The organism is Microcystis sp. M061S2 (genome assembly GCF_020245605.1).
In the GTDB taxonomy this organism is placed as follows: domain Bacteria; phylum Cyanobacteriota; class Cyanobacteriia; order Cyanobacteriales; family Microcystaceae; genus Microcystis.
In genome coordinates this window covers 19623-32125 of record NZ_JADBUP010000005.1, presented here as the reverse complement: position 1 = coordinate 32125, position 12503 = coordinate 19623, and the positions used below count along the sequence as shown (strand labels likewise).

General features: G+C 42.1%; 12 protein-coding genes. 2 read left to right on the top strand and 10 right to left on the bottom strand.

Features of this window, described 5'->3' with window-relative positions:
* Positions 1 to 73: 73 nt before the first annotated feature.
* Together lipA and IM475_RS00625 are read left to right on the top strand one after the other, a co-directional pair.
* Positions 74 to 973, top strand: a complete 900-nt coding sequence (gene lipA, locus IM475_RS00630) for a lipoyl synthase (RefSeq protein WP_287726301.1) — start codon at positions 74 to 76, stop codon at positions 971 to 973.
* Positions 974 to 1107: 134 nt separating this feature from the next.
* Entirely contained in the window at positions 1108 to 2235 is a 1128-nt protein-coding gene (locus IM475_RS00625) for a class I SAM-dependent methyltransferase (protein WP_287726299.1), read from the top strand.
* 48 nt (positions 2236 to 2283) lie between these two features.
* Here IM475_RS00625 and bchB read toward each other — a convergent pair whose 3' ends face one another.
* The 10 genes from bchB to IM475_RS00575 all read right to left on the bottom strand — a co-directional run bounded on the left by bchB (position 2284) and on the right by IM475_RS00575 (position 12473).
* Positions 2284 to 3810, bottom strand: a complete 1527-nt coding sequence (gene bchB / locus IM475_RS00620) for a ferredoxin:protochlorophyllide reductase (ATP-dependent) subunit B (RefSeq protein ID WP_287726298.1) — start codon at positions 3808 to 3810, stop codon at positions 2284 to 2286.
* A gap of 155 nt (positions 3811 to 3965) precedes the next feature.
* Complete coding sequence (locus IM475_RS00615) at positions 3966 to 4562, bottom strand: nucleotide-binding protein (protein WP_147069211.1); 597 nt, start codon at positions 4560 to 4562, stop codon at positions 3966 to 3968.
* 149 nt (positions 4563 to 4711) lie between these two features.
* Positions 4712 to 5299 (bottom strand): prepilin-type cleavage/methylation domain-containing protein, encoded by a 588-nt coding sequence (locus tag IM475_RS00610; RefSeq protein WP_287726297.1) that lies wholly within the window; start codon positions 5297 to 5299, stop codon positions 4712 to 4714.
* Between the two features lie 225 nt (positions 5300 to 5524).
* Positions 5525 to 5998 (bottom strand): tRNA (cytidine(34)-2'-O)-methyltransferase, encoded by a 474-nt coding sequence (locus IM475_RS00605; RefSeq protein ID WP_287659314.1) that lies wholly within the window; start codon positions 5996 to 5998, stop codon positions 5525 to 5527.
* Positions 5999 to 6138: 140 nt separating this feature from the next.
* Positions 6139 to 6480: a hypothetical protein gene (locus IM475_RS00600; protein ID WP_104397735.1), complete on the bottom strand. Its 342-nt coding sequence runs from the start codon at positions 6478 to 6480 to the stop codon at positions 6139 to 6141.
* Between the two features lie 191 nt (positions 6481 to 6671).
* Complete coding sequence (locus tag IM475_RS00595; protein ID WP_287726296.1) at positions 6672 to 7754, bottom strand: HpaII family restriction endonuclease; 1083 nt, start codon at positions 7752 to 7754, stop codon at positions 6672 to 6674.
* Positions 7755 to 7767: 13 nt separating this feature from the next.
* On the bottom strand, positions 7768 to 8808 hold the full coding sequence (locus IM475_RS00590) for a DNA cytosine methyltransferase (RefSeq protein ID WP_287726295.1): 1041 nt from the start codon (positions 8806 to 8808) through the stop codon (positions 7768 to 7770).
* Between the two features lie 156 nt (positions 8809 to 8964).
* Positions 8965 to 10626 (bottom strand): NAD(P)H-quinone oxidoreductase subunit 4, encoded by a 1662-nt coding sequence (locus IM475_RS00585; RefSeq protein ID WP_287726294.1) that lies wholly within the window; start codon positions 10624 to 10626, stop codon positions 8965 to 8967.
* 124 nt (positions 10627 to 10750) lie between these two features.
* Positions 10751 to 11452 carry an ABC transporter ATP-binding protein gene (locus IM475_RS00580; protein ID WP_287726292.1) on the bottom strand — a complete coding sequence of 234 codons (702 nt, stop codon included), beginning with the start codon at positions 11450 to 11452 and terminating at the stop codon, positions 10751 to 10753.
* Positions 11453 to 11723: 271 nt separating this feature from the next.
* Complete coding sequence (locus IM475_RS00575; RefSeq protein ID WP_287726291.1) at positions 11724 to 12473, bottom strand: septal ring lytic transglycosylase RlpA family protein; 750 nt, start codon at positions 12471 to 12473, stop codon at positions 11724 to 11726.
* Positions 12474 to 12503 lie beyond the last annotated feature (30 nt).

Genomic DNA, 12503 nt, shown 5'->3' with positions numbered 1-12503 from the left:
GTCGTCCTTCTCCCCTCTCCCCACTGATTACTGATAATTGAAGTCCCCAATCCCCAACATTAGTTAACTTCTCATGTCCAATATACCCCCACAGTGGCGCGAGGAAATAACCTCTTTACCTCCTTGGTTACGGCGTTCACTCGGCAAATCTAGCGAAATTTCCACGGTTCAGCGCATTATCAAACAAAGGAACATTCATACTATCTGCGAGGAGGGTCGCTGTCCCAATCGCGGCGAATGTTATGCCCAAGGTACGGCGACTTTTTTGTTGATGGGTCCCACCTGTACCCGGTCCTGCGCTTTTTGTCAAGTGGATAAGGGTCATGCACCCATGCCTCTCGATGTCGAGGAACCGCAAAAAGTGGCGGAAGCGGTGCAATTGTTAAATTTAAGTTACGTTGTCTTGACTTCTGTAGCCAGAGATGACCTCGAAGACGGCGGAGCCAGTTGGTTTGTGCGGACGATGACGGCCATTCGCGAACTCAATCCCCACACTTTAATTGAGGTGTTAACCCCGGATTTTGCTGGAGGTAAGGGAAGTCAACAGGAACGGGTGGCGACGGTGGTGGGGGCAAAACCTGCCTGTTACAATCACAATATCGAGACGGTGCGCCGTTTGCAAGGGCCGGTTAGACGCGGGGCTAAATACGATCGCTCTTTGGCGGTTTTGCGTTATGTTAAGGAAATCGATCGATCAATTCCGACGAAATCCGGCTTAATGGTCGGTCACGGTGAGACAAAAGAGGAAATTATCGAGACTTTGGCAGATTTACGCGCGATCAACTGCGATCGCGTTACTATTGGTCAATATATGCGTCCTTCTCTGGAACATTTGCTCGTACGGAAATATTGGACTCCCGCAGAATTTAGCGAGTTGGGAGAAATTGCCCAAAAAATGGGTTTTTCCCAAGTTAGATCCGGCCCCCTAGTCCGCAGTTCCTATCATGCCGGAGAGGAAATCAGTTATCAGTGATCAGTTATCAGTTATCAGTTATCAGATGTAAGTTTTAAGTTAATTAGTTAGTTATCTTTATCTTTATCTTTATACCTGTTTACTGATTACTGTTTACTGATCACTGAAAAATCTTACCCACTTCCCCGATCAAGATGAATTTAGAAGCAATCATCCTAGAGGAAATTAAACAATCAGTAGCGGGTCGAATTAGCTTCGAGCGCTGGATGGATTTAGCTCTCTATAACCCTGATTATGGCTATTACACCTCTGGAAAAGTAGAAATTGGCTCAAAAGGAGATTTTTTTACTTCCTCGTCCCTAGGGGCAGATTTTGGCCAATTGTTGGCAGAGCAATTTGTCGAGATGGCGGAATTTTTGGGCAATTCGCCTGGATTTACTTTAGTGGAAGTGGGAGCAGGTTCGGGAATTTTAGCGAAGGATATCCTTGATTATTTAAGTCATAACTATGCTGATTTTTATCAAAATCTCAGTTATATAATTATCGAACAATCTCAGAAACTCAGGCAAAGACAACGGGCAACTTTAGCGGGATATTCCCCGGTATCTTGGCGAAGTTGGCAGGATTTAGCCGATAATTCCCTTGTGGGTTGTGTGTTTAGTAATGAGTTAATCGATGCTTTTCCTGTCCATCGAGTTGTGATCGAGTCGGGAGAATTACGAGAAATTTATCTGGGATTGGGGGAACCTTTTCAGGAGATTATCGCAGATTTATCCACCGACAGAATCAAAGACTATTTTGATTTAGTGGGGATAAATATTCCCTCCCCACTTTATCCGGAGGGTTATCAAACCGAGGTCAACTTATTAGCTTTAGACTGGTTAGAAACAGTTAATCGGAAACTCGATCGAGGTTATATCTTAACCATAGATTACGGTTACACTGCCGAAAAATATTATCATCCCCAAAGAAGTCAAGGAACCCTACAATGTTATCGACAACATCAGCGTCATGATCATCCTTATTTGTGGGTGGGAGAACAAGATATTACCACTCATGTGGATTTTACTGCTTTACAACGTCAAGGGGAGAAATTAGGCTTAAAAAATCTCGGTTTTACTCAGCAAGGATTATTTTTAATGGCTTTGGGATTAGGAGATAGATTAAATGAACTTTCCCAAGGAAAAATCGATATATTAACTATATTTCAGCGTCGAGATGCCTTGCATCAATTAATCAATCCCACTGGTTTAGGAGGATTTGGAGTGTTAATTCAGGGGAAAGGAGTAGAGGAAAGAATACTTCAGGGATTAAGCAAATAACTAAAAAAATAGGGCTGAATGCTGTTAACTTTCAGCCCCAAGAAATAATTAAGCTCCTACGGATTCTTTAGCGGCATACATTACCTCTAAAGTTATTTCACCAATCCCTCGATCGCGGGCAAATTTTTCGGTATTTCGTTTGACTTTCCCGCGCACAAAACCGGGGATTTTCTGCAATTCTACCGTAGCTTCCTTATTCCAATTTAGGTCAGAATCTGCCGAAATACCTTTAGTAATTACCTCTTTGGTATCATGACCACCGAATATCTCTAATAGGTGATCTTCCATACCCAAAGTAAAGGAATTATAGACCAAATCGGCGATCTGATTAGTGCCTTCGTAACCTAAGAAAGGTTTATAACCGAGGGGGAAATTTTGGATATGAATAGGTGCGGCAATTACTCCACAGGGAATATCTAAACGTTTGCCCACATGACGTTCCATTTGAGTACCAAATATCGCCGCTGGTTCTAATCGAGCAATAGCATCCCCTATCGCCCCATTATCATCACTAATTAACACTTCATCGCAATATTCACTCACTTGTTCCCGGAACCAATCGGCATCATACTTGCAATAAGTCCCCGCTAAAACCACATGAATTCCCATCTCCCTGGCGAGAATTTTTGTCATAGCGGCTGCGTGGGTATTATCACCAAAAACCACCGCTTTTTTCCCGGTTAAATTCTGACAGTCGATGGAACGAGAAAACCAAGCAGCCTGGGAGATATGCAGAGTTTGTTCATTGATAAAATCTTCGTAATCTACTGCCGCACCTTGGGGATTAATTACCTCTTGAATTTTGCGAATACAGCGGGCTGTTTCCACTACTCCCATGGGGGTAATATCAACGTAGGGCATGGCGAATTCACTTTCGAGATATTTGGCTGTCATTAATCCCACTTCTCGATAGGGAACCAGATTAAACCAAGCGCGGGGCAGATTTTTTAAGTTTTCCACCGAGGCAGCTTCGGGGATAATTTCGTTAACTTCAATGTCCAAATCTGCCATTAACCGCTTTAATTCTGTGCGATCATGTTGGTTATGGAAACCGAGGGTGGTAATACCGATAATATTAACCGAAGGTTTAGGGGTTTTCTGGGAGATAATTTCCCCTTTTCTCTGGGCTTTATCGAGATAATATTTGATAATTTGATAGAGGGTTTTATCGGCCGCTTGTAGTTCATTATAGCGATAGTGGTTGACATCGGCCAGCAGCACATCTCCTTGGGCATCCTGTCGCGCTCTTTCGACAAAGTTTTGTAAATCCTCTTGGAGAATGCTGGAGGTGCAAGTAGGGGTTAAAACGATTAAATCGGGACTTTCTTCGCGATCTTTGCGAACAATATTATCGACGACTTTTTCTTGGGAACCCCGGGCTAAAACATTACGATCGACAATACTAGCAGTGACGGGGGTAAAATTACGCTCCCTTTCCAGCATCGAGCGCATGACGTTAAAATAATCGTCTCCCAGAGGAGCGTGCATGATAGCATGAACATTTTTAAAGGAACTGGCGATCCTTAAAGTGCCAATATGAGCGGGACCCGCATACATCCAATAGGCCAATTTCATAGAGGGTTCTCCTACAGTCAGACTTTTTTGATTGTCTCAGACTTTACGGATTTAGGAGTGAACGCTTAACGGAAGATTACAAAAAGTCCCCATGCAGATTAAGTATCTTTTCGGGGAAAAATGACACAAATATTAATGTTAACTTTTTTAACAATTTATGTCATTAGGGCAAAAATTTCTTTACCGACCGCTTGGTAACAAAGCCAGCCAAAATTCGACCGGGGGTCGGGATAATCTTTGACGATGACTCCCTTTTCGGCCGCTCGTTCAAAAGCAACTAAACGGGGAATTTCTCGCTTAAATACGGGTAATTTTGCTTCTTCTAGAGCTTTCCGAGCTTCTCGTCCTGTTTTTGTCCGTGAATCCACTTGGGTTAAAAGAACTCGATAATTATCGGTCATCGTGGACAGCAATTCTACCGCTTTAATCGTGACATCGATATCGAGATGATTGGGAGTGGTGGGTAAAATTAATAAATCGCTGCCCTGAGCTAAATCTTTTAACTCGTCTGGTTCTGGCCGGGCCTGGGTATCGACGATAATATGAGTGTATTGTTTCACCAGTCCCGTCGCTCCAGCTTGGGACGCTACCATAAAAGGAAGGGTATCTTCCCGGGACCAATGGAGAGCCGAACGATTTTTATCCGCATCGATCAATAAGGTGGGTGCTTTTTCTTGAAAATAGGCGGCCAAATGAATCGATGTGGTGGTTTTCCCGACCCCTCCCTTTAGTGCTACGACGGAAATAATCATGAACGGCTCGATCGAATAAGTGAGTATTTTCTAGTGTACTCCCAGACGGACTGAAAACCGTTTAAGTTTCCCCCCAGAAAGGCTATCAGTCGGGATTCTAGATTTTTGAGCGTGGCTCTCTCGATATCATATCGATAACTTTTTCCGGTTTAAGGCACACATCTATTATCTTGGCGAATATCCCAACTACCATCAACACGAAATAAAAATAAACAGCGTTTGTCGGGTGTACCGGCAGCAACTAAAGTAATTCTGCCTAACTGTCCCCAAGAACCTCCTAAACCCCCCCTTGTATCGGCCCAACTAGCGCGATAAATTGTACCTTCATTACCCGCCGGTCCACTAACTCGGCGTAGGGTAGAATTATTAGTATCGATGCTAACACCGCGAGTGATGGGAGTCCAATCGGTGACATTTTCACACTCGTCCCCCTGCACTTTGGCAACTTTAATCTGTTCGGTTTCACTTGCTGCCATGCACAAAGATATAGGGTGAGAACCTCCTCCTGTGGCTTGATAACGGGTATTTTTCCAATGTTGTGATATTTCAAAGGTGGCGATATTTAAGCGAATCCAAGCCATTAAACGCTGATAAACAGAAAGGGCAATGGTTAAAAGAATTGCTAATAAAATTAGGGTAACTAACATCTCGACTTGAGTTAAGCCAGAGGTGGATTTTTGCCGATTAAAAAGCTGTAAATTGCGAAAAGTATTGGGAGAAAGGTCGAAGATATTCATGAGCATCATCTTGCCTTTTTATTTTCAATAAATTATGTAATTACAAAGGAGCAACAATTAACTTGCGCTAGGATAATCCACATAATTTCTTGCTGTTATTACGGACAAGATTGACTGCGATCACTATTTTTTCTGATATGGGCAAAAATCAGCTACATAAAAGCAATTTTCTAATTTTTTGCTCAATTCAGTTTATTTGCCCTGTTTATATAGCCAAATGTCCCGCTAACGAATAAATCCCAGTTGTCGTCTGGCCTCGAATAATCCGATCGCCACACTAACGGAAAGATTTAAACTTCTCACCCCCGGTTCTGCCATGGGAATATAAACTGTATCATCGCACTTATTTAATAAATCTGCCGGAATACCGTCGGTTTCGCTGCCAAAAAGTAGCCAATCTCCGCTTTGATAAGTGTACTGCACATAACTACTGCTGCCGCGCACTGTAAACCCGATCGCTCGTCCGCCGCTCTTTTGTTGATATGCACAGAAGTCATTAATTGTCAAGTGGTACATAAGTTTTACATAGGGCCAATAATCTAAGCCGGCCCGCTTCAGATAGCGATCGCTAATTTCAAAACCCAAGGGACCAACTAAATGCAATTCTGTCCTCGTTGCGGCGCAAGTACGGGCAATATTCCCCGTATTTGGCGGAATTTGCGGATTGATTAAAACCACTCGTAAAATTGCTTCAGTCATCAGTTATCAGTTATCGGTTATCAGTTCACTGTTCACAGCAAAAAACTCCCCACCTCTCAATTGATAATTCATAATTTATAATTCCCACTTCCCTTGGGTGAGGACTAACTATACCGGATTCTGCCCCACCCTAGTCAAACTTATTTTAAATTGGCATAACTATCCATACTCAACGGAACTAAATCGCCATAGATAGTCAAACCTAACAACATTGTTTCATTAGCGGGGATTAACTTGCCTGTGAGAGCGCAAATCTCATTTTTTCTAGCTGTAGCGTTAAATACTGCCCTTATATCACCAGCACAAAACTGAGGTCGATAATCTCCTGATTTCTGCTGAACGAAATTCCATAAGACATCGCGAATGAGTGCTTGATAACCTTGATTGCCGGAAATCTCTTTCAGCTTGTCCTTGAGAACTCTTTCCAGACGAATGCTGGTGACTTCCATATCGGTAGTGGTGGTGCGTGTGATTGTCCGCATAATTTTTTCTCCCGAATACTAAACCTATTGGTGTTACAAGTGTAGTATAAGCAAGATACCTTTAACAAGCACAACCGGCGAAACCATCACCTCTGCTGCTCTTTTATTGTTACCTCTAAGGAGAAACCGCATCTCGTCAGAATCCTATTTTGGTGCTAAAAAAAACATTGCTTAACTCTGAAACGTGATTGCTATCTGAATCTTACCTGAAGGCATAACTTAATATAATAATTTCCTTCTTCCTGATATACAGTTCCATAATCATGTCTTGTTCTACTAGGTACATCCAGCTTAGTTTGAGTAAAAAGACAATCTTCAAAAGTTTTCCTATCTAACAAATAATAGGAAAGAACTTCACCATTCCTTGTGACCACTAAAAATCCATTAGGTGTATTATCTTTTTTCCAATCTTCCGAAGCTTTTAATCCTAATGTTATATCAGTTAAAAAGTTTTTTATCTTTCTCTCATAAATTTCTCCGACATTTTGCAGTTCATAGCCACAGGGATTATCCATTGTCATTTTTTTGTGCAATTCTATTATACTTTTATTATTTTCACCACTATAAGCATTTAGCAGTAAGTTCGCCACAATAATTGGCATACTATCATCTATCAGGATGAGATTTCTATAAAAAGTGTTAGTAAACTCTCTGGTTTTTAACTCGTCAAATACTATTTGACACTGACCCCTAATTGTTCTTAAAATTTTTGTTGCTGATTCCAACTCTTTCAACTTTGGAATATCAAGATTATTATTGCTTTCAATCCTATAAATAAAAACCGTTTTTTTACCAGCATTAAAAATTGTTGGTGATTGACCTAATTTAGATTTGATTGAGAAACTTAAATTGTCATGCCTATCTCTTTTTGTATCAATAATTCCAATTTCTATATCTTTAACATTTCTTGAATCTTGTTTAATAGTTTGACAATTGATACTTTTGAGAAAATCTTCGATGGCTGGAATAGAAAAACTCCTTCCTTGACTATTTATAATAGCTTCAAATATGTCATTTGCTTTATTAATGAAATCCTGAACAGAAATTCTTTGATTGATGCAACCACTTCTTTTAATGACGATTTCAGAGAGATTATTTTCTAATTGAAATTCTACTTTTTCTAGGTTTTCATAGTGAAAAACTCTGCTTATATAAAAGAAATCTGAGAGTTTTTGAAAACTCGCATCACCTTTATAAAGTTTTTTTTGCCCCAACAAGTAAAATAATACATAAACTTCAGTCCATTCTCCCCTATTATAGCTGCGATAATTCATGGTGTTTTTTCAATTATGTGAATAACTCTAATTGTTTTCCTTGCCAGTCTGTAAATTTAACGTTTACATTTGATTTCTTCGATAAATCTAAAGCTTTAATCACCTCTTTTGCCACCGCTTTTACCACGGGAATAGCCACAGAATTGCCGAACTGTTTATAAGCTTGGACATCGCTAACAACAATCTGAAAACTATCGGGAAATCCCTGTAATCTTGCCCATTCTCTGGGGGTCATTCTGCGGACGAATAATTTATTTACCTCTCCCTTAATGCGAGTAACGGGAGTAAAATTAGTCAGTCTTTGATCGATAACTAAATTTCTTTCTTTTCCCATACCTCCCACCACAATAGCATTAGCGATACCATCGGGAGAAATAATCTCATAACCGAACCCATTACCTTTATTTTCGTGTCTGGCCCTGTGTTTAAACAAGGTTTCTAAATACTGATTAGAGAGATAATATTTAACGCTGACTTCCTTTTCTTCTAGAATATCTTTGAGACAAGTTTCTTGATGGGTTGGTTGAGGATAGGAAAAATGGTAAATATTTAAATCTTCTCGAAAACCGACAATAAAAATTCGGGGACGGTTTTGAGGAACCCCAAAATATCTGGCATTTAAAATCTGGGGACTAGGGACAAAATAATGCAAATCCTTTTCTAGGATATCTAAAATAGTTTTTAAAGTTTTACCTCGATCATGATGAACTAAACCCTGGACATTTTCTAAGATAAAAGCTTTCGGTTTCTTTTCGTGCAGGATCCGGGCAACTTCAAAAAATAAGGTTCCGCGTGCATCTTCAAAACCGTGTTTTCTGCCGGCGATACTAAACGCTTGACAGGGAAAACCGCCACAGAGTATATCATGATCGGGGACAGTTTTTGCCTCTAAGTTTCTGATGTCTTGATTATCGGGTAAATGACCATAGTTAGCTAAGTAAACCTTTTGGGAGTGAGGATCGATTTCCGAGGAAAAAACGCATTGACAACCGAGATTTTCTAGGGCGATTCTAAATCCTCCTATACCGGCAAATAAATCAATAAAAGTCCACATATTTCATCTATTCTAAGCTTCAGTTTTGATCCCAGAGACGATATTAAACCGGCTATCCTAGATTTTAGTATAAATGCTCGCATCTTTCTCCTCGCCAAAAAAAATCGGGAGCAGAATTTCCACTCCCGATAAGCTATGAACTTTAGACTTGCCAATTTATTGGAATATACTGGCAACCTTGGCGCTTACATCCGCTTGAGTTTCAGCGTAGATATTTTGACGAGTAGCGGCGATTTCTGTGTAAGCTTGACGCACTTCCGAGTTAACTGCTACCGTTTTCACATCGTAGATACGGGTAGCCAGTTGGGGATAAAAACCGATAGCGACAATCAAAGCGAGGAAAGAGACAGCGATAAAGATTTCTCTGGGTTTAGCGTCAATATATTCTGATTCGTGAGGAAGGACACAGCTAGTACCGAAACAAACTGCTTGTTCGTTGCTTTTGTTGGGGAGAATGTTAGTAATATCGCAGGAAGAACTATCTCCGTAGAAAACTTGACGAAGCATGGAGAGTAGATAAATCGGGGTGAGGATTAAACCAACGGAAGCGAGGAAGACAGTCACAACCCGGAAGGTTTGGCTATAAACGTCACTGCTAGTGACACCGATGAATACAGTAATTTCACTGGCAAAACCGCTCATTCCGGGTAAAGCTAGGGAAGCCATGGCGCCGGCAGTAAAGAGAGCGAAGACTTTCGGCATCGCTTGAGCAATCCCACCCATCTCGTTTAAAGCTAAGGTATGGGTGCGGTCATAGGTGACACCGGCAAGGAAGAATAAGACGGCGGCAATTAAACCGTGGGAGAGCATTTGTAACATAGCGCCGCTAATACCCACATCGGTAAAGGAAGCAATCCCTAAAAGGACGAATCCCATGTGTGAAACCGAGGAATAAGCGAGACGGCGTTTCATGTTTTGTTGACCGAAGGAAGCGAAAGCACCGTAGATAATATTAACGACACCGAGAATCGCTAGAATCGGGGCAAAGTAGATGTGTGCATCGGGTAGAAGACCCATATTAAGACGGATTAAACCGTAACCACCCATTTTAAGGAGAACACCAGCGAGAATCATCGATACAGGTGCAGAAGCTTCACCGTGAGCATCGGGGAGCCAAGTATGGAGGGGGAAGATGGCGAGTTTGACTCCGAAAGCGACTAATAAACCGGCGTAAAGGACTAATTCTAAAGCGAGGGGATAATCTTTAAATCCTAATTCCGCCATATCAAAGGTCATCGCGCCACCACCGTAAAGGGCCATGGCTAGACCGGCAACGAGGATGAAGATAGAAGCGGCGGCGGTGTAGAGTAAGAATTTAGTGGCGGCATAACGACGTTTTTGACCACCCCAGATGGAAACGAGTAGATAAACGGGAATTAACTCGATTTCCCACATTAAAAAGAATAATAATAAATCTTGGGCGACGAAAACACCAATCTGAGCGGCGTAGAGCAACAGCATCAGGAAGTAGAATAAACGGGGTTTGCGGTCTACTTGCCACGCGGCCAGGATAGAAAGGGTTGTCACCAATCCTGCTAATAAAACTAACGGTGCCGAGATACCATCCACCGACACCGCCCAACTTAAACCAATTTGGGGAACCCAATCGATTTTTTCTACTAATTGTAGGTTGGGGTTGCTTAAATCATATTTTTGTAAAAAGACGTAGCACATTAATATAAAGTCTGCTAGTCCGACTCCAAGAGCAAACCAACGAACGGTTTTTCCTTCCTTGTCGGGGATTACAGGGATTAGGAAGGAGGCAAGCAAGGGGAGCAAAATGATGGCAGTGAGCCAGGGGAAGTTAGCCGTTAGCATGGCAGTAAGAAAAAATACCTATTTCGTTATGTGTTCATTTTATGCGACTTTGTAAAATTTTGTGAATATTTTTTGGCCTACCTTTACCATAGGCTTTTATCTATAATTGGCGCATCATCATCGATTAACCCAAATAAGCTTGTTTGACCCGCTCATCCCTGAGTAAATCCCCGGCTTCTCCTGCGATAGTCAAGCGTCCCGCTGCCAAAACATAGCCGCGATTGGCAGTTTCTAGGGCTAAATGGGCGTTTTGTTCCACTAACAGGATAGTTACTCCCGATTCGTTTAATTGACGGATAATACTGAAGATTTCTCGCACTATCTGCGGCGCTAGTCCTAAACTAGGTTCGTCTAGTAACAATAACTTGGGACGACTCATTAAAGCTCTGGCAATCGCCAGCATCTGCTGTTCCCCACCGCTTAGGGTTCCCGCTAACTGCTCTCGGCGCTCCGATAGTCGGGGAAACATTTGCCACTGCTCTTCGATATCGCTTTTTACTCCTAGGCGATCGCTTCTCGTATAAGCACCTAACTGCAAATTTGTCAAGACTGTTTGACGAGCTAAGATTCTTCTACCTTCCGGACTATGGGCAATTCCGCGTTTAACGATTTCATGGGGCGGTAAATGAGTAATATCTTGACCCTGATAGATTATTCGCCCCGTCTTTGCTGTTAAAAGCCGAGATATAGTCTTTAGAGTCGTCGTTTTTCCTGCTCCGTTCGCTCCAATCAGGGTGACAATTTCCCCCGTTTCTACCCTTAAACTAACCTGCTGTAATGCCTTTATTCCGCCATAATTAACCGATAAATCGTTAATTTCTAACATAAACCCCGTCAAATCCCAATAGGATCACTATAGCAGTTATCAGTTATCAGTTATCAGTTATCAGTTATCAGTTATCAGTGATCAGTTACCAGTTACCAGTGATCACTGATCAGATGTGAGTTTTTAGTCAGGGATAAGCAGGAATTCCGAGCATTTGTACTAAATTTTCCAAGACGCATTATTGAGTGAGGGGTATTGAGTAGCATTAACAGTGCTGTCTTTTCACTGCTTACTGTTTACTGATAACTGTTTACTGATAACTGTTTACTGATTATCTGCCTAAAACTTCCAAGACAACTGGGGCAACTCCCGATTGGAAGACACCGATAATCGCTGCCGCACCTCTGGAGAGATCGATGAGGCGACCACCGCTAAACGGACCGCGATCGTTAATTCGCACCACCACCGAGCGCCCGTTACGCAGATTAGTTACCCTAACCTTGGTGCCGAAAGGTAGATAGCGATGGGCTGCGGTTAAACTACTAGAGTTAAAAGTCTCACCACTAGCGGTGCGACGACCGTGGAAACCAGGACCATACCAAGAGGCCATTCCCTTTTTACGGGGGCGACTGCTGGTTTTTACCGCTTGGCTTGTTTTCGGCTTCTCTGCTGGTGTCACTGAGGCAGGATTGGTAGCTGGGGCATTAGCCGAAGCCGGCTTGACTTGATTGGGTTGTGATTGAGGTTGTACCGTCGAAGGAATGGCCTCTTGGGTTCGGGGTGTAACGCTTGCAGGGACGGTATTTTCTTTGTCCACTAGGGACTCCAAAGTTTTCAGAATTTCGTTAGCATTGTCTTGAACCGAACGTGATATCTTAATACTTGAATCAGTTGTTCGACTTTTAGAAAAAGCGGACAGAACGGTTTGAGTAGTTGACTCGACCACAGTTTGACGATCTAGGGTAATGTCCGTCAGGCTGTTGCTGTGCCCTGCTGTCTGGGAACAAATTATCGAGGCTGTAGTCCCCACTACGGTGAGGGCGGTTACAGCTTGTAGTTTGTTGATCAGTTGTTTATTCATAGACTTTCTTAATTGTGCGTTAGCAAGTTC

Bases quoted from the DNA above. Each gene is read 5' to 3' on its own strand.
- IM475_RS00615 (WP_147069211.1), bottom strand. From the start codon at position 4,562: ATGATTATTTCCGTCGTAGCACTAAAGGGAGGGGTCGGGAAAACCACC.
- bchB (WP_287726298.1), bottom strand. From the start codon at position 3,810: ATGAAATTGGCCTATTGGATGTATGCGGGTCCCGCTCATATTGGCACT.
- IM475_RS00625 (WP_287726299.1), top strand. From the start codon at position 1,108: ATGAATTTAGAAGCAATCATCCTAGAGGAAATTAAACAATCAGTAGCG.
- IM475_RS00590 (WP_287726295.1), bottom strand. From the start codon at position 8,808: ATGTGGACTTTTATTGATTTATTTGCCGGTATAGGAGGATTTAGAATC.
- IM475_RS00580 (WP_287726292.1), bottom strand. From the start codon at position 11,452: ATGTTAGAAATTAACGATTTATCGGTTAATTATGGCGGAATAAAGGCA.
- IM475_RS00605 (WP_287659314.1), bottom strand. From the start codon at position 5,998: ATGACTGAAGCAATTTTACGAGTGGTTTTAATCAATCCGCAAATTCCG.
- IM475_RS00600 (WP_104397735.1), bottom strand. From the start codon at position 6,480: ATGCGGACAATCACACGCACCACCACTACCGATATGGAAGTCACCAGC.
- IM475_RS00585 (WP_287726294.1), bottom strand. From the start codon at position 10,626: ATGCTAACGGCTAACTTCCCCTGGCTCACTGCCATCATTTTGCTCCCC.
- lipA (WP_287726301.1), top strand. From the start codon at position 74: ATGTCCAATATACCCCCACAGTGGCGCGAGGAAATAACCTCTTTACCT.
- IM475_RS00575 (WP_287726291.1), bottom strand. From the start codon at position 12,473: ATGAATAAACAACTGATCAACAAACTACAAGCTGTAACCGCCCTCACC.
- IM475_RS00595 (WP_287726296.1), bottom strand. From the start codon at position 7,754: ATGAATTATCGCAGCTATAATAGGGGAGAATGGACTGAAGTTTATGTA.
- IM475_RS00610 (WP_287726297.1), bottom strand. From the start codon at position 5,299: ATGAATATCTTCGACCTTTCTCCCAATACTTTTCGCAATTTACAGCTT.